Source organism: Variovorax sp. PDC80 (genome assembly GCF_900115375.1).
In the GTDB taxonomy this organism is placed as follows: Bacteria; Pseudomonadota; Gammaproteobacteria; order Burkholderiales; family Burkholderiaceae_C; genus Variovorax.
This window is the reverse complement of sequence record NZ_FOWG01000026.1, coordinates 1-16,038: the sequence shown is the minus strand read 5'-3', so window position 1 is coordinate 16,038 and position 16,038 is coordinate 1. Positions and strand designations below refer to the sequence as shown.

The 16,038-nt window shown below is 70.3% G+C and carries 13 protein-coding genes and 1 pseudogene; 2 read left to right on the top strand and 12 right to left on the bottom strand.

Annotation, left to right across the window (positions count from 1 at the left end):
• Positions 1-6: 6 nt before the first annotated feature.
• The 12 genes from BM109_RS39980 to BM109_RS39925 form a co-directional block, all read right to left on the bottom strand.
• Positions 7-1,455, bottom strand: a complete 1,449-nt coding sequence (locus tag BM109_RS39980) for an amidase (protein WP_093355911.1) — start codon at positions 1,453-1,455, stop codon at positions 7-9.
• 34 nt (positions 1,456-1,489) lie between these two features.
• Entirely contained in the window at positions 1,490-2,482 is a 993-nt protein-coding gene (locus BM109_RS39975) for an ABC transporter ATP-binding protein (RefSeq protein WP_093355907.1), read from the bottom strand.
• Positions 2,479-3,561, bottom strand: a complete 1,083-nt coding sequence (locus BM109_RS39970) for an ABC transporter ATP-binding protein (RefSeq protein ID WP_093355977.1) — start codon at positions 3,559-3,561, stop codon at positions 2,479-2,481. The genes BM109_RS39975 and BM109_RS39970 overlap by 4 nt, the downstream gene beginning before the upstream one ends.
• Before the next feature lie 10 nt (positions 3,562-3,571).
• Positions 3,572-4,447, bottom strand: a complete 876-nt coding sequence (locus BM109_RS39965) for an ABC transporter permease (RefSeq protein ID WP_057597733.1) — start codon at positions 4,445-4,447, stop codon at positions 3,572-3,574.
• 10 nt (positions 4,448-4,457) lie between these two features.
• On the bottom strand, positions 4,458-5,393 hold the full coding sequence (locus BM109_RS39960; protein WP_093355903.1) for an ABC transporter permease: 936 nt from the start codon (positions 5,391-5,393) through the stop codon (positions 4,458-4,460).
• A gap of 12 nt (positions 5,394-5,405) precedes the next feature.
• Positions 5,406-7,004 carry an ABC transporter substrate-binding protein gene (locus BM109_RS39955; protein ID WP_093355900.1) on the bottom strand — a complete coding sequence of 533 codons (1,599 nt, stop codon included), beginning with the start codon at positions 7,002-7,004 and terminating at the stop codon, positions 5,406-5,408.
• A gap of 208 nt (positions 7,005-7,212) precedes the next feature.
• The gene (locus BM109_RS39950) at positions 7,213-9,483 is read right to left on the bottom strand and encodes a penicillin acylase family protein (RefSeq protein WP_093355898.1); all 2,271 of its coding nucleotides are present in this window, start codon (positions 9,481-9,483) and stop codon (positions 7,213-7,215) included.
• Positions 9,484-9,535: 52 nt separating this feature from the next.
• Positions 9,536-10,993, bottom strand: coding sequence for an amidase (locus tag BM109_RS39945; protein ID WP_093355895.1), 1,458 nt, complete (start codon positions 10,991-10,993; stop codon positions 9,536-9,538).
• On the bottom strand, positions 10,990-12,036 hold the full coding sequence (locus tag BM109_RS39940) for a transketolase family protein (protein WP_093355893.1): 1,047 nt from the start codon (positions 12,034-12,036) through the stop codon (positions 10,990-10,992). Before BM109_RS39940 ends, BM109_RS39945 begins: the two co-directional genes overlap by 4 nt.
• Positions 12,033-12,920 carry a transketolase gene (locus BM109_RS39935; RefSeq protein ID WP_093355892.1) on the bottom strand — a complete coding sequence of 296 codons (888 nt, stop codon included), beginning with the start codon at positions 12,918-12,920 and terminating at the stop codon, positions 12,033-12,035. Before BM109_RS39935 ends, BM109_RS39940 begins: the two co-directional genes overlap by 4 nt.
• Complete coding sequence (locus tag BM109_RS39930; protein WP_093355890.1) at positions 12,917-13,666, bottom strand: GntR family transcriptional regulator; 750 nt, start codon at positions 13,664-13,666, stop codon at positions 12,917-12,919. Before BM109_RS39930 ends, BM109_RS39935 begins: the two co-directional genes overlap by 4 nt.
• Before the next feature lie 82 nt (positions 13,667-13,748).
• Positions 13,749-15,011, bottom strand: coding sequence for an aminotransferase class III-fold pyridoxal phosphate-dependent enzyme (locus BM109_RS39925; RefSeq protein ID WP_093355887.1), 1,263 nt, complete (start codon positions 15,009-15,011; stop codon positions 13,749-13,751).
• 236 nt (positions 15,012-15,247) lie between these two features.
• Between BM109_RS39925 and nikR the strand changes: the two genes are divergently transcribed.
• Together nikR and BM109_RS39915 are read left to right on the top strand one after the other, a co-directional pair.
• Positions 15,248-15,718: a nickel-responsive transcriptional regulator NikR gene (gene nikR, locus BM109_RS39920; RefSeq protein WP_093355885.1), complete on the top strand. Its 471-nt coding sequence runs from the start codon at positions 15,248-15,250 to the stop codon at positions 15,716-15,718.
• Positions 15,719-15,811: 93 nt separating this feature from the next.
• Positions 15,812-16,038 (top strand): annotated as a pseudogene (locus BM109_RS39915) (TonB-dependent receptor); the annotation flags it as partial.

Here is a 16,038-nt window from a genome sequence, read left to right as displayed (position 1 = left end):
ACAACTTCAGGACGTGGCCGGAAACGCTTCCGGCCTGCGGTCCGCCCACGGCGCCGCGCGTTCGATCTGCCCCGCGAGCTGGTACAGCGTGTCTTCCGCGCCGAAGCGTCCCGTGAACTGCACGCCGATCGGCAGGCCTTCGGTCGACCAGTGCAGCGGCACCGACATCGCGGGGTTGCCCGCCACGTTCCAGATCGAGGTGTAGCCCGTGTGGCTGCGCGCGATGGCCTTGTAGGTCGCGAGGTCGGTGCTCTCCATGTCGACCTCGCCGAGCTTGTGCGGCGGCGTGGCGCAGACGGGTCCGAGCAGCACGTCCCACTTCTCGAACTGCTGGCCCAGCGCGCGGCTCGCGCGCTGCAGGGTCTGGATGGCGTTGAGGTAGGTCTGCGCGCTGACCTCGCGGCCGGCCTCGGCGAACAGCGCGGTCACACGCTGCAGGTCGCGGCCGCTGAAGTCGCGGCCCAGTTGCCGGTTGCGGCGCAGCAGCGAGGTGTACATGCTGGCGTGGATGATGTCGGCGCGGCACTGCAGGTACTCCTCGTCGGGGATGACGTCGTCCAGCGCGGGATCGACCCACTCGACCTGGTGGCCCAGCGATTCGCACAGCTTGGCCGCGTTCTCGACGCCGGCGCGCACCTGCGGATCGAGCGCCACGGCCTCGAAGGACTTGAGCGAGACGGCGATGCGCAGGCGCTGCGGATCGCGCTTCGTCAGCTCGAGGTACGAGGCCGCGGGTGGCGGCGCCCAGTAGGGATCGCCGGGCGCGGCGCCCTGCGAGACGTCGAGCAGCACCGCGCTGTCGCGCACCGAGCGCGTCACCACGTGGTGGATGGTCATGCCGGCCCAGCTCTCGCTGATGTGCGGGCCGAGCGGCACGCGCGCACGCGTGGGCTTGAGGCCGAACAGGCCGCAGTGCGAAGCGGGGATGCGGATCGACCCACCGCCGTCGGCCGCGTGCGCGCTCGGGATGATGCCGCCGGCCACGGCCGCGGCGGCGCCGCCGCTCGACCCGCCCGTGGTGTGCTCCAGGCTCCACGGGTTGCGGCAGGGGCCGAACATCTCGGGCTCGTTGGTGGCGCTGATGCCGAACTCCGACAGGCTGGACTTGCCGAAGATCACCAGGCCGGCGCGCACGTAGCGCTCGGCCAGGGTGCTGTCGATCGGCGAGCTGAAGTCGGCGAACAGGCGCGAGGCGCTGGTGGTCTTGGTGCCGGCGTAGAACACGCCCAGGTCCTTGAGCAGGAAGGGCACGCCGCGCAGCGGGCCGTCGGGCAGGCCCTGCGCGATGCGGTCGCGCGCGAGGTCGAAGAAGCGCGTGGTGACGGCGTTGAGCACGGTGTCGCGCGCCTCGGTGCGGGCAATGGCCTCGTCGAGCAGTTCCTCGGCCTTGAGCTCGCGGCGGCGGACCAGGTCGGCCATGGCCACGGCATCGAGCTTGTCGTATTCGGCAATCATCGGTATCGCTTTCCTTGTGTGAGTGGATTTGCAGTCAGCGGAAATGGCAGGCCACCCATTGGCCCGCCGTCTTTTGTTCGAGCACCGGCTCCTCCTCGGCGCAGCGCGCCTGCGCCATCGGGCAGCGCGTGTGGAAGCGGCAGCCCGAGGGCGGCGCGGCCGGGTTGGGCGGATCGCCCTTGAGCAGCCGGCGCTGCGTGCGCACGCGCGGGTCGGGCACGGGCACCGCCGACAGCAGGATCTCGGTGTAGGGGTGCAGCGGCGCGCTGAACAGCGTGTCGCGCCCGGCGATCTCGACGATCTTGCCGAGGTACATCACGGCCACGCGGTGGCTGATGTGGCGCACCACCGCGAGGTCGTGCGCGACGAACAGGTAGGCGATGCCGAACTCGGCCTGCAGGTCGGTCAGCAGGTTGATCACCTGTGCCTGCACCGACACGTCGAGCGCCGACACCGGCTCGTCGCAGACGATCAGCTTCGGGTTCAGCGCCAGGGCACGCGCGATGCCCAGGCGCTGGCGCTGGCCGCCCGAGAACTCGTGCGGCAGCTTCTTCATGGCCTCGGGCCGCAGGCCGACCTTCGAGAACAGCCACGCGACGCGCTCGTTGCGCTGCGCGCCGTTCGACACGCCGAAGTTGCGCAGCGGCTCCGCCACCAGCTCGCCGGCGGTCATGCGCGGATTGAGCGAGGCGTAGGGGTCCTGGAAGATGATCTGCATCTCGCGCCGCTGCTCGCGCATCGCGCCCGCGTCGAGCGAGAGCAGGTCGCGGCCGTTGAGCCGCACCATGCCCGAGGTCGGCTCGATCAGCCGCAGGATCGACTTGCCGGTGGTGGTCTTGCCGCAGCCCGACTCGCCGACCAGCGCCAGCGTCTCGCCCGCGGCCACCGAGAACGACACGCCGTCGACCGCGTAGACCTTCGAGGCCTTGCGCCGCGAGATCCACGAGCCCGGCGACTGGTAGTGCTTGCGCAGGTCGCGCACCTCGAGCAGGGGCGTGCCCGCCTCGGTTGTCGCGTTCGTGCTCATGCGCCGGCCTCCTGCAGCAAGACAGCCTGGGCCGTCGGTACTTCGGTCGTGCGCACCAGCTCCTCGACATGGAAGCAGGCCGACAGGTGCGAGGCGCCCGTGCCGTGTTCCTCGAGCGGCGGCACCTCGTTGCGGCAGCGCTCGCTGGCGAAGCCGCAGCGCGGCGCGAAGGCGCAGCCGCGCACCGCCTCGTGCGGCGAGGGCACGATGCCGGGGATCTCGGTCAGCCGCGCGCTGTGGGTGTTCATCGATGGCATGGAAGCCATCAGCGCGCGCGTGTAGGGATGCAGCGGCCGCTCGAACAGGTCGAGCACGTCGGCCTCCTCCACCTTGCGCCCCGCATACATCACGACCACGCGGTCGCAGCACTCGGCCACCACGCCGAGGTCGTGCGTGATCATCACGATGCCCATGCCGAGCTCGCGCTGCAGGCCGCGCAACAGCTCGAGGATCTGGGCCTGGATCGTCACGTCGAGCGCGGTGGTCGGTTCGTCGGCGATCAGCAGCTCGGGATGACAGGCCAGGGCCAGCGCGATCATCACGCGCTGGCGCATGCCGCCCGAGAGCTGGTGCGGGTACTCGTTGACACGGCGCTGCGGCTCGGGGATCTGCACCAGCCGCAGCATCTCGGTGGCGCGCGCCAGCGCCTCGCGGCGACCCACCTGTTGGTGCAGCATCACGGTCTCGGCGATCTGCCGGCCCACGGTCAGCACCGGGTTCAGCGAGGTCATCGGCTCCTGGAAGATCATCGAGATGCGGTTGCCGCGGATGCGGCGCATCTCGGCCTCGCTGAGCTTCAGCAGGTCGGTGCCGCGGTAGCGGATGGCACCGCCGGCAAAGCGCCCGGGCGGGGTCTGGATCAGCCGCATCACGGACAGCGCCGTCACGCTCTTGCCGCAGCCCGACTCGCCGACCACGCCGACCGTCTGGCCGGCCTCGACGCGGTAGGAGACGCCGTGGACCGAGCGCACCTCGCCGGCCAGGGTGTCGAAGTAGGTGTGCAGGCCGTCGATCTCGAGCAGCGGCGCATCGCCCGCGCGGTGCGCCGCGCCCTTGGCGGCCAGGGGGGTGTCGTTCATGGACATGTCCTCAGAGCTGGCGCGCCACGTGCGGGTCGAGCGCATCGCGCAGGCCGTCGCCCAGCAGGTTGATCGCCAGCACCGTGAGTCCGAGCAGCAGGCCCGGGAACACGATGGGATAGAACACGATCGCGATCAGGTTGCGGCCTTCCGAGATCATGTTGCCCCAGCTCGGCACCTGCGGCGGCACGCCGACGCCGAGGAAGGACAGCGCGGCCTCGGCCAGCACGGCCGATGCGGCGATGAAGGTGGCCTGCACCAGCAGCGGCGCCAGGATGTTGGGCAGCACGTGCCGCCACAGGATGGTGCGCAGCCGCGTGCCCAGCGCATGCGCGGCCTCCACGTAGAGCCGCTCGCGCAGCGACAGCGAGAGCGCGCGCACCAACCGCACCATGCGCGGCACCTCGGGCACGGTGATGGCGACGATCACCGTCGTCAGGCTGGCCTTGGTGAGCGCCATCAGCGCGATCGCCAGCAGGATGCCGGGGATCGCCATCAGGCCGTCCATCACGCGCATGATCGGTCCGTCGGTCCAGCGCACGAAGCCCGCCAGCAGGCCGAGCAGCACGCCCAGCAGCGTGGCCAGCAGCGCCACCGAGGCGCCGGTCACGAGCGAGACGCGCGCGCCCCAGACGGCGCGGCTGAAGGTGTCGCGCCCGAGCGCGTCGGTGCCGAAGTAGTGCTCGGCCGAGGGCGCCTTCATGCGCGCGATCGGGTTGATGGCCTGCGGATCGTGGGTCGCGATCCACGGCGCGCCCAGCGCGGCCGTGACCACCACCAGCAGGATCAGCACGCCGAGGATCAGCGTGTAGTGCTTGCGCAGCAGCCGCAGCGCCGGCGAGGGAGGGCGCCGCGCGGCGCCGGGGTTCAGGATGGCTTCGGTCATTCGCGGGGCCTCAATAGCGGATGCGCGGGTCGAACAGGCTGTAGCTCAGGTCGACCAGCAGGTTGATCAGCACATAGGCCGCCGCCGACAGCAGCAGCAGGCTCTGGATCACCGGGTAGTCGTGGTGCTGCACCGCGTCGACCACCAGGCTGCCGAGTCCGGGGATCGAGAACACGGTTTCGGTGACCACCACGCCGCCCAGCAGCAGCGCGATGCCCACGCCGATGGTGGTGACGATCGGGATCGCCGCGTTGCGCAGCGCATGGCCCAGCACCGGCAGCACGCCCAGGCCCTTGGCGCGCGCGGTGCGGATGTAGTCCTCGTGCAGCACCTCGAGCATCGACGCACGCGTCATGCGCGTGAGCAGCGCGGTGTAGAGCAGCCCGAGGTTCAGGCACGGCAGCACCAGGTGCCTGAGCCAGGGCAGCACGCCCTCGGCGATGCCGCGGTAGCCCTGCACCGGCAGCCACTGCAGCTTGAGCGCGAAGGTGTAGACCAGCAGGTAGCCGGTGAGGAACACCGGCATCGAGAACGCGCACACCGCGAACACCATCACCAGCCGGTCGATCCAGCTGCCGGCGCGGTAGGCCGCGAGCACGCCCAGCGGGATCGACAGCAGCACCGCCACCAGGATGGTGAAGAAGGCGATCGACAGCGTGGCGCCGATGCGCTGGCCCAGCAGTTGCGACACCGGCATCTGGTTGAACAGCGAGACGCCGAAGTCGCCGCGCACCACGTTGCCGACCCAGACCATGAACTGGTGCCACAGCGGCTGGTCCAGCCCCAGGGCGGCGCGCGTCTGCGCGATCTGCTCGGGCGTGGCGAAGTCGCCGACGATCAGGAGCACCGGGTCGCCGGGGGCGAGGTGGATCAGCAGGAACACGATCACCGACACCACCAGCATCACCGGCACCGTGGCGAGCACGCGCCGGATCACATATTCCATGCCGCGGTCCCCTTACTTCTCGACGTTCCACATGATCGGGATGCCCATGCCGAACAGCTCGGTGCCCTTCACGTCCTTGCGTGCCGCGAAGGTGGCCGGGTACTGGCCGTAGGGGATGTAGGGCGGCGCTTCATAGAAGCGGCGCTGCAGGTTGTCCACCAGCTGCTTGCGCTTGGCGGCATCGCCCTCGCGGATCCAGGCGTCGCGCAGTTCGTCGATCTTGGCGTCGCAGGGCCAGCCCGGCACCACGCTGCCCTTGCACGACGAGAGCACCCAGCCGTTGGTCAGCGGCGTGTCGACGTCGGCATTCTTCGAGGCCGTGAGGTAGAGGCTCCAGCCGCCTTGCGCCGGGCCTTCCTTCTTGTAGACGCGCGCCAGCACCGAGGACTGGTCCATCACCTGCACGTCGAGGTTCAGGCCGGCCTTCTTCAGGTACTGGATCCAGATCAGCGCGGCCATCGACTGCGTGCCGTCGGTGGGCTGCAGGAACACGATCTTCTCGCCCTTGTAGCCGGCCTCCTTGAGCAGCGCCTTGGCCTTCTCGAAGTCCTGCTTCCTGAACGTCTCGGCGCCCGCGGCGGTCTCGTTGGGCGCGCCGCACATGAACACGGCCGGGCAGTAGAAGGACTTGCCGGGCTCGGGCGTGAAGCCCATGCCCGCGAGGATTTCCTCCTGGTTCACCAGGTGCATCAGCGCCGCGCGCGCCTTCGGGTTGTTGAACGGCGGCGCCAGCGTGTTGGCCACCATGAACGGCTGCCAGATGCCGGTCTGCGCCAGCCGCACGTTGGCGTCGGTGCGCAGCGCGGCCTGGTAGTCGGGCGGCACCACGTTGACGATGTCGACCTCGCCGTTCTTCAGCGCCGAGGTGGAGGTGTTGGCATCGGGCATGTAGCGCCACTCGACGCGGTCGAGCTTCACGCGCTTGCCGCCGGCCAGGCCGTCGGCCGGCTCGCTGCGCGGCACGTAGTTGGGATTGCGCACGAACACCATGCGGTTGCCCGGGATCCATTCGTCGCGCTTGAAGATGAACGGGCCCGAGCCGATGGGTTCGGGGATCGGCGCGTCGGGGAAGGCCTTGGCCTGCTTCTCGGGCACGATGAACAGCGTCTTGGCCGCGAGGATCAGCGGCACCTGGCCCATGCCTTCCTTGAGCTGCAGCGAGAAGGTCTTGTCGTCGACCACCTTCCACTCCGCGCCCGAGTCGGCCAGCAGCAGGCCCATGGTCGCGCGCTTGGCCCAGCGCTGCAGCGTGGCCACCACGTCGGCCGATGTCACGGCGCTGCCATCGGAGAACTTCAGGCTAGGGCGCAGGGTGAAGGTCCAGGCCTTGTTGTCGGGCGACTGGGTGAAGCGCTCGAGCATCTGCGGCTTGGGCTCGCCCTTGCTGTCGCGCGAGAACAGCGTGTCGAAGGCCATGTAGCCGTAGTCGCGCGTCACGTAGGTGTTGCTGAACAGCGGGTCGACCACCTTGAGGTCGTTGTTGATCGCCATGCGCAGGGTCTTGGCCGGCGCGGGTGCGTTCTGCGCGCACACGCCAGTCGCGGCCGCGCCCATCGCGCATGCCACCGCCCAGCCGGCGAGCCGTGCGTACAGGGGAGGGGAATTCTTCATGAGCCGGGTTCCTTTCAGGGGCTTCGAGGGTTCGTGGAAAAACGCTGGAAATCTCTCGATATGAAATTTGATACACGATATATCATGTGTCAAACGAAGACAATCCGGGCATCTCCCATGCAAGAGCTGTGCGCGCTTTCTCTTTTTTGCGCCGACCTCGCGGCAGGCGCCGTGCTCGCGATGCCGGCGGCGCTCGCGCGCCGCGGCCTCAGGCCGGCGCGAGCCGCGTGTGCGAGGCGGCTTCGGCCGCCACGGTGCGCCAGTCGTAGTGCATCGGCACCGTTTCCGCGCGCCGCCAGGTGTCGCTCTGGTCGGCGTAGTGCGCATCGCGCGGATCGCCGGCCGCGCCGTGGAACACGATCCAGCGGCAGGCCTCCCACTGCCCCACGTCGAACACGTAGCGCGCCAGCGAGGCGTAGTGCGCGTGCGGGCCCAGGTGCGGCAGGTAGCCGGTGGTGAAGACGGTTTCGTTGTCGCCGCCGATCGCGCCCATGTCGCGCTGCGCCACCAAGGGCGCGGCGGGGAACACCGGCGCCAGCGGATGGCGCAGTTCGAGCCGGTGCCGCTCGCCCCAGCCCGCCACCGGCAGGCGCGCGACCTCGGCCAGGGCCTCGGTCAGCACCTCGTCCCAGCTCGCGCCGCCGAGCAGCGCGCGATCGTCGGCACGCAGCAACTGCGGCACGCACCAGCCGAGCTGGTAGTCGATCGCGAGGCCGGGCGGCACGGTGCGCTGCCGGCTCACATCGAGCGCGGCAAGTCCGCTGCGCCGCGCCACCGCGCGCGCCAGCGCCATGCGCAGCGAAACATAGGCATCGGCTTCCTGTGAATCGGCCTCGAGGCGCGCGTCCCAGGCCACGAGGCGGTCGCGCAGTGCACGCGACGGGGCATCGGCCAGCGTCAACGGTGCGAGCCGCGCACAGATTTCGCGCGCCGGCAGGCTCAGCGTGTCGCGGTGCACGGCTTCCATGCCCGCGACGTCGGCCGATTCCATCGCCGCCAGCAGTTGCCAGATGCGCTGCGCGCGGTGCGGCGGATGGCAGTCGGTGCAGAGATAGTCGTCGTGGCGCTCGACCACGCGGTTGTTGGCGGTGACGATGAGGCCCGCCGCGGGATCGATCTGGCGCGGCATGCGCTCCCAATCGATCCAGCCCTTCCAGGCATGGCGGTCGAGCCAGCCCGGCACCGGCAGCCAGCCGTTGGCGGCCGCGCGCCGCGGCACCTTGGCGCGCACATGGTGGCCGATGTGGCCCTGGGTGTCGCCGGCCACCAGGTTGTGGTCGACCAGGCCCCAGCCGCGCACGGACTCGAACAGCGCATCGACGCTGCGCGCCTCCATCATCGGGCGCATGCAGTCGAGCGAGCGGTCGGCCTCCACGTCGGCCGAGTGGCGCAGCACCAGCGCGCTGCCGCTGTTCGCATCGCCGGCCACCACCGGGCCGCGCGCGGTCACGAGGATCTCGCAGTCCACGTCGGCCTGGCCGCGCACGCGGATGCGCTCCACGCGGCGCTCGACCTCGGCCCATTGCGCATCGCCGCCGCCGGGCGCGTCGCTGCGCAGGTAGCGCCGGCCCTCGTCCGCGAAGCGCTCGAGGTAGACGTCGGCCGTGTCGACGAAGGCCACCGTCACGCACCACGCCACGTCGGGGTTGTGCGCGAAGTGCGGAAAGCCCGGCACGCCCGGCGAGGTCAGGCCGATCACGTCGAAGGCATCGCAGGCCAGGTGGCACTGCAGGTACATGTTGGGCATGTCGAGCACGCGGTGCGGATCGCCGGCCACCAGCGGCCGGCCGCTGCGCGTGCGGCTGCCGTGCACCGCCCAGTTGTTGCTGCCGCCGCCGGCCGCCTCGGTGTCGGCCTCGCCGATGAAGGCCGAGATGGCATCGGCCAGCTCGGCCATGTCGGGCGACAGGCGCCCGGCCAGCGAACCGGGCGGCAGGCAGACCAGCTCTTCGCCGCCGTCGTCCATGCGCAGGCGGTCGATGGCCTCGGCGCCGATCACCGGCAGCGCGATGGCGCGCCACAGCTTCGGATAGACCGAGTTCAGCAGCAGCCCGGTCTGGCGCAGCACCGCGATGCTGTGCCATTCCTCCCAGGGCTCGGGCGTCTCGCCGAGCAGCGCGTACTCGGGCGACAGCTCGCCCTCGGCGATGAAGGCATTCACACCCGCGGTGTAGGCCGTGAGCATGGCGCGCGCGGGGGCGCCGAGCGCGGCCAGGTCGCGGCGGCTGCACTCGGCCAGGCCGAGCCGGCGCACCAGCATGTCCATCGGCAGCGCGGCCGGGCCGATCCATTCGGCATAGCGGCCGATCGCGCGGCGGCGCAGCGCGTCCATCTGCCACAGGCGATCGCTCGCATGCACATGGCCGAGCGCGAAGAAGGCGTCGTCGGCATTGGCGGCGCGCAGATGCGGAATGCCCCAGGCATCGCGCCACAGGTCCACCGGGGCGTGCAGTCCCTTGAGCGGGCGGGTCGTGTTCATCGGGTGGTGCTCCTTGTCTCGTTCGTTCTGTGTGTGTGCGGGAGCCCGCCCCTCAATCCATGCGCAGCGCGGGCGGCGCCATCCGCAGGAAGGGACTGAGGCTTTCGTAGAGGTGGGTGAGCTGCAGCACCGACAGGTCGTCGCGCGGACGGCCGATGATCTGCATGCCCATCGGCAGGCCGCGCGCATCGAAGCCCACGGGCAGGCTGATGACCGGGCAGCCCGACAGCGTGCCGGGCGTGACCACTTCCATCCAGCGGTGGTAGCTGCTCATGGCACGGCCCGCGATCTCGCGCGGCCAGTGCTCCTCGATCGCGAAGGGGAAGACCTGCGCGGTCGGCAGCGCGAGGAAGTCGTGCCGTTCGAACAGGCCCAGCAGGCAGTCGTACCAGGCAGTGCGGTCGAGCGCGGCGCGGTAGAGGTCGTCGGCCGAGAGCTTGCGGTACTGCTCGATCTCCCATTGCAGCTCGGGCTTCTGCAGCGCGCGCGAGGCCGGCACGTCGTAGTGCGCGCCATGCTTGCCGCCGATGATGAACTGGCGCAGCACGGTGAAGGCGTGCCAGACGCGTTCCCAGTCGAAGTCGGTACGCACCGGCTCGACCTGCAGGCCCGCATCGCCGAAGCGCGCGAGCGCCGCTTCGCACAGCGCGAGGATGCCGGGCTCGAAGGGCAGATGGCCGCCGAGGTCGCCGAGCCAGCCGATGCGCGCACCGGCGAAATCTCGTTCGAGGCGGTCGTGCCAGTCGGGCACCGCGCCGTCGAGCGACAGCGGCGCGCGCGCGTCGTAGCCCGATTGCACCGACAGCAGCAGCGCGAGGTCGTCGGCGCTGCGGCCCATCGGGCCCTCGGTGGTCAGTTGCCCGGCGAAGGCATCGCCGCGCGGCCAGAACGGCACCCGCCCCTGCGAGGGCCGCAGTCCCAGCACGTTGTTGAAGGCCGCCGGGTTGCGCAGCGAGCCGCCCATGTCGGCGCCGTCGGCCACCGGCAGCATGCGCAGCGCGAGCGCCACCGCGGTGCCGCCGCTGGAGCCGCCGGCGCTGAAGCGCGGGTCCCAGGCATTGCCGGTGGCGCCGAACACCGGGTTGTAGGTGTGCGAGCCCAGGCCGAACTCGGGCACGTTGGTCTTGCCGATGAAGATGGCGCCGGCCGCGCGCATGCGCTCGACCATGATCGCGTCGGCCGCCGGCAGGTGGTCGGCGAACAGCGGCGAACCGAAGGTGGAGCGCATCCCGCGCACCGGCGCCGTGTCCTTGATCGCCTGCGGCAGGCCATGCAGCGCGCCCAGCGCGTCGCCGCGCGCCACTGCGGCATCGGCCGCGTCGGCCTCGGCCAGCACCTGCTCGCGCTCGACGCGCGAGACGATCGCGTTGAAGCGCGGGTTGAGCGCATCGACCTGCTGCAGGAAGGCGCTCACCACCTCGCGCGACGACAGCGCGCGGCGCCGGATCAGCGCGGCCAGCTCGCGCGCGGGCAGCCGGCAGAGCTCGGGCACCAGCACGGCGTCGCTCATCGCGTCTTCTCGCCCGAAGCCAATGCCTCGCGCACCGCGTCGGCGATGCCCTGCGCCGTGAGGCCGTGGCGCTCGAACAGCCAGGGCATCGACGCACCCTGCGCGAAACGGTCGCGCACGCCCAGGCGCACCAGCCGCGTGCCGGCACCGGCCTCGGCCAGCACCTCGGCCACGGCCGAGCCCAGGCCGCCGACGATCGAGTGGTTCTCCACCGTCACGATCAGGCGCCTGCGCGCGAGCTGCCGCTGGATGAAGGCCTCGTCGAAAGGCTTGAGCGTGTGCGCGTTGGCCACGCCGACCGCGATGCCCTGCGCGCGCAGCGCGCGCGCCGCCGCCTTCGCGGGCTCGACCATCAGGCCGCTCGCGACGATCAGCGCCTCGCCATCGCCGTCGTCCAGGGGCTGGATGCGGCCGAGCTCCAGCGGCTCCCAGGGCGTGCCCTCGGGCAGCGCCGCGGACGCGCGCAACAACCGCAGGTACACCGGCCCCTTGTGGTCGGCCGCGGCACGCACCGCGGCCGGCACCTGCGCCGGGCCCGAGGGCTCGATCACCGTCATGTTCGGCAGCGCGCGCATCAGCGCGATGTCGTCGATCGCCTGGTGGCTCACGCCGAGGATGGTCGACAGGCCCGGCAGGAAGCCGACGATCTTGACGTCGGTGCGCGGATAGGCGACCTGCATCGCGATCTGGTCGAAGGGCCGGCGCGTGGCGAACACGCAGAAGGTGTGGACCCAGGCCTGCAGCCCGCTGCGCGCGAGGCCGCCGGCCACGCCCACCATGTTGGCCTCGGCGATGCCAGGGTTGAGGAAGCGCTCGGGGAAGGTGTCGCGGAAGATGTCGGTCTCGGTCGACGAGGTGAGGTCGGCCGACAGCGCGACGATGTTCCGGCGTTCGCGCGCGAGTGCCAGCAGCGCCTCGCCGTAGTAGCGCGGCACCGAAGATGCACCCGCCGACTGCGCGGCCGACATCGCGGTGTGGGCACCGCCCTGCGTGAAGTCCTCGACCTCGAGCGTTCGCGCCGGCGCCTTGATGTTCGCGTTCATGCCATCTCTCCCAGTTCGCGCAGCGCCGCGTCGGCCACCTCGGCCGGCAGCTTCGCGTTGTGGCTGATCACGCCCTCGAGCAGGCTCACGCCCTTGCCGGGCACCGTGGTGGCGACGATCATGGTCGGCCGCGCGGTCTGCCCGCGCGCGGCCGCGAAGGCCGCGAGCAGCGCCTCGAGGTCGTGGCCGTCGAGCTCGATCACCTGCCAGTTGAAGGCGCGGAACTTGTCGGCGATGGGCGAGAGGCGCAGCACGCTGTCGGTGTGCCCCTCGACCTGCATCCAGTTGAGGTCGAGCACCACGCAGAGGTTGTGCAGGCCCTCGGAACCCGCGAGCATCGCGGCCTCCCAGACCTGGCCCTCCTCGAGCTCGCCGTCGCCGAGCACCACGTTCACGCGGTAGTCGATGCCGCGGATGCGCGAGGCCAGCGCCATGCCGGCGGCCACCGACATGCCCTGGCCCAGCGAGCCGAAGGTGCCTTCGACCACGGGGCCGAGCCGCTCGGAGACGTTGATCTCGAGCGCCGAACCGTCCTTCACGTAGTCGTCGAGCGAGGCCGAGGGGATCATGCCGCGCAGCGCGAGCGCCGCATGGAACAGCGCCGAGTTGTGCGCGGTCGAGAGGATGCAGCGGTCGCGCTCCTCCCAGCGTGCGTCGGCGGGGTCGATGCGCGCTTCGTGGAAGTAGAGGCTCGCGAAGATCTCGGCGGCGCCCAGGCCCTGCTGTACGTAGCCCTGGCCATGGCGGCGCACGAGCTCGATGACCTGGCGGCGCAAGGTGTGCGCCACGCGCCGGAGTTGCGGCACGGGCAGCGCGAGGCGGTCGCGGCGTTGCCAGTCGGGAGGGAATGCCGTGGGGTGCAGGGCGCTGCCGGGGTCCGTCATGTCGGGCTTTTCTTTCTGCTGGATGGGGGTGGCTGGTTGCGCAGCGCGAGCAGTTCCTCGGCGCGCGCGGGATTGGCGTCGATTTCCTTCAGCACGCGCACGAAGTCGCGCCCGCCCTCGATCAGGTCGTCCTCGATGGCCTTGCGCACCATCGCCGTGTCGCGCTGCTGCAGCCCGCGCAGCACGTTCACGTGCTGGTGCTCGGCGTCGTAGGTCGGATGGCCGTGCGGGTAGAGGAAGTTCAGCATCGGTCCGACCTGCACCCAGATGCGGTCCAGCAGCTCGGTGAGCTGCGGCATGCCCGAATGGCGGTAGATGCCGAAGTGGAAATCGAAGTTGTGCTGCAGGGCCGCGCGGTAGTCCTTGGTCTTCTCCGCACGCACCAGCAGGCGATGGCTTTCCGTCAGCTGCTTGATCGTGGCGTTGTCGAGCAAGGGCACGGCACGCTCGGCCGCCAGCGGCTCGAGCGCGAAGCGGATGTCGCGCAGCTCGAGGTACTCGGCCAGCGTGAGCTGGCGCACGCGGATGAAGTAGCCCTCCTTCATCTCGAGCGCGCGGTCGCGCACGAGCTGGATCAGGGCTTCGCGCACCGGCGTCTCGCTGGTGCCCATGGTCTTGGCCAGGTCGCGGATCTTCAGGCGCTGGCCCGGCTGGAAAGTGGCCGACATCAACTGCTCGCGCAGATGCTCGTAGATCTGGCTCGCGAGGTTGGTGCGTTCGACCACGTTGATGACGGGGGTTGCCATGGCTTCTCTCTCCTTGAGTGCGGGTGCGTGAATCGCGCGGCTATTGTGGCGTCGGCGTTTCAGGGACTCGCACGGGAGTGGCTCAGCGGTGGCCGAAGCGTTGGGCGACGGCGGCGAAGGCCGCGTCGGTGGCCTGCAGGGCCAGGTCGATGTCTTGCACGGTGTGTGCCAGCGACAGGAACATGTTGTGCTTCGGGTGCAGGTAGACGCCGCGGCGCAGCGCCTCGACCGTGAACACCGCCCCCTTGTCGAAGCCCGGGTCCTCGTCGAACAGGATCAGCGGCAGCGCGGCCGGGCCCGTCTGGCGCACCGGCACCCCATGGCTCGCGGACTGCGCAGCGATGCCGTCTCGGAAACGCTGGCCCATGGCCTGCACATGGCCCACCACGTCCTGCGCATCGGCCACTTCGATGGTCGCCAGGCCCGCGGCCATCGCCACACCACCCGACCAGAACGAACCCGTGGTGTAGATGCGCGTGGCCGCCTCGCGCAGCGCATCGACGCCGGTCACGGCCGCGAGCGCGTAGCCATTGGCGATCGACTTGCTCCAGGCGCTGAGGTCGGGCCGCACGCCCACGGTCTCCCAGCTGCCGCCTGCATGCACGCGAAAGCCCGCGCGCACCTCGTCGAGGATCAGCGCGGCACCGGCCTGGTCGCACAGCTCGCGGGCACGGCGCGCGAACGCGGGCGTGGGCAGCTCCTGGTCGATGCCCAGGTCGTGCTTGAAGGCCGCGCAGACGATGGCGGCCAAGTCCGAACCCGCCTGGGCCGCAGCCGCCTCGAGGCTCGCGATGTCGTTGTAGGTGTAGTGGATCAGGTGCGCGCGGTCCTCGGGCGTGATGCCCTGGGGGATCGGCGTGCACCAGGGATCGGCACCGTGATAGGCCTTGGTCGCGACCAGCACCTTGCGCTTGCCGGTGGCCGCGCGCGCCACCATCAGGCACACGGTGGTGGCATCGGTGCCGTTCTTCTGGAACAGCACCCAGTCGGCATGGGCGCTGCGCGCGACGAAACGTTCGGCCAGCTCGACGAAGCGCGCCGTGGGGCCGTCGAGGCAGTCGCCCAGGGCCTGCTGCTTGCGGGCCGCCTCATTGACCACCGGATGGTGATGGCCCAGCAGGTTCGGCCCCCAGCTGCACATGAAGTCGATGTATTCGTTGCCGTCGACGTCCCAGACGCGGCAACCCTGGCCGCGCTCGAAGAACTGCGGATAGCCCGCGGGCAGCGAGGCCGCATTCAGGTGCCCCGTCATGCCGCCGGGCACGACCTTGGCGGCGCGCTGCCGGAGCTGGAGATCGTGACGGTTCGACAAAGGGGAAGAGGCGGCGGAAGACACGGACGGCATGCGGGATCCTTGGCTGCTTTTTCGAAGTTTGACACATGATATATCATGTTTGATGTAGTGCAAACCCGATGGGTCGCGCTCGCGGCGCCTCCGGCACGCGGGGTTTCGCCCATGAAAAAGCCCTCGGTCCTTGGCAGGATCGAGGGCTTCTCGGCATGGGCGGCCACGGGGCAGATCGACCGCATCGGCACGCGCTGCTCCTATGATGCGGGCGCCCTCCCCTTCCCGCCCGCGCCATGCAACGCTTCACCATATCCCTCGACGACGAACTCGCGGCCCAGTTCGATGCCTTCATTGCCGCCAAGGGCTACGTCAACCGCTCGGAGGCCGTGCGCGACCTGATCCGCTCGCGCCTGGGCAGTGCCTCGCTCGACAAGCCCGCGGCGAAGCGCTCGAACTGGTGCGTGGCCAACGTCAGCTATGTCTACGACCACCACGAGCAGACCGTGACCACGCGGGTGCTCGACCTGCAGCACGACCACCACGACCTGGTGATCACCAGCCTGCACACCCACCTCGACCACGACCACTGCCTCGAGACCGTGGTGCTGCGCGGCCCCACCGCCGCGGTGCGGGCCTGCGCCGAGCAGCTGGTGGCACTGCGCGGGGTGCGCCATGGCAACGTGCACCTCGTGCCGCTCGACGCGGGCGAGTCCCATGCCCATGGCAACGCCAGGCCGCACCGCCACCTGAAGCCGCTGAACTGAGCGCCGCGCCGGCCGCGTGCGCCGATTGGCGTATGGTTTCGCGTCCTGTCGTATGAATAATCCAAAGTTGTTCATACACAAGAAGAGAGACCCATGCGCATCCTCCCGCGGCGCTCCCCGTGCCTGTTCGCCACGGCTATGCTTGCCGGCGTTCCGGCCTGGGCCCAGCCCGTCCACCTGCCGCCCATTGAAGTGAGTGGTCCGCGCGATGCGGCCATCGGCACGGCCGACAGCGCGAGCGAAGGCGCGGTGGAGAAAGCCTCGTTCCAGGCCCGCCCCAAGCTGCGCCCCGGCGACATCGTCGAGGCCGTGCCCGGCGT

Bases quoted from the DNA above. Each gene is read 5' to 3' on its own strand.
- nikR (WP_093355885.1), top strand. From the start codon at position 15,248: ATGCAACGCTTCACCATATCCCTCGACGACGAACTCGCGGCCCAGTTC.
- BM109_RS39925 (WP_093355887.1), bottom strand. From the start codon at position 15,011: ATGCCGTCCGTGTCTTCCGCCGCCTCTTCCCCTTTGTCGAACCGTCAC.
- BM109_RS39945 (WP_093355895.1), bottom strand. From the start codon at position 10,993: ATGAGCGACGCCGTGCTGGTGCCCGAGCTCTGCCGGCTGCCCGCGCGC.
- BM109_RS39980 (WP_093355911.1), bottom strand. From the start codon at position 1,455: ATGATTGCCGAATACGACAAGCTCGATGCCGTGGCCATGGCCGACCTG.
- BM109_RS39970 (WP_093355977.1), bottom strand. From the start codon at position 3,561: ATGAACGACACCCCCCTGGCCGCCAAGGGCGCGGCGCACCGCGCGGGC.
- BM109_RS39965 (WP_057597733.1), bottom strand. From the start codon at position 4,447: ATGACCGAAGCCATCCTGAACCCCGGCGCCGCGCGGCGCCCTCCCTCG.
- BM109_RS39950 (WP_093355898.1), bottom strand. From the start codon at position 9,483: ATGAACACGACCCGCCCGCTCAAGGGACTGCACGCCCCGGTGGACCTG.
- BM109_RS39960 (WP_093355903.1), bottom strand. From the start codon at position 5,393: ATGGAATATGTGATCCGGCGCGTGCTCGCCACGGTGCCGGTGATGCTG.
- BM109_RS39930 (WP_093355890.1), bottom strand. From the start codon at position 13,666: ATGGCAACCCCCGTCATCAACGTGGTCGAACGCACCAACCTCGCGAGC.
- BM109_RS39955 (WP_093355900.1), bottom strand. From the start codon at position 7,004: ATGAAGAATTCCCCTCCCCTGTACGCACGGCTCGCCGGCTGGGCGGTG.
- BM109_RS39975 (WP_093355907.1), bottom strand. From the start codon at position 2,482: ATGAGCACGAACGCGACAACCGAGGCGGGCACGCCCCTGCTCGAGGTG.
- BM109_RS39940 (WP_093355893.1), bottom strand. From the start codon at position 12,036: ATGAACGCGAACATCAAGGCGCCGGCGCGAACGCTCGAGGTCGAGGAC.
- BM109_RS39935 (WP_093355892.1), bottom strand. From the start codon at position 12,920: ATGACGGACCCCGGCAGCGCCCTGCACCCCACGGCATTCCCTCCCGAC.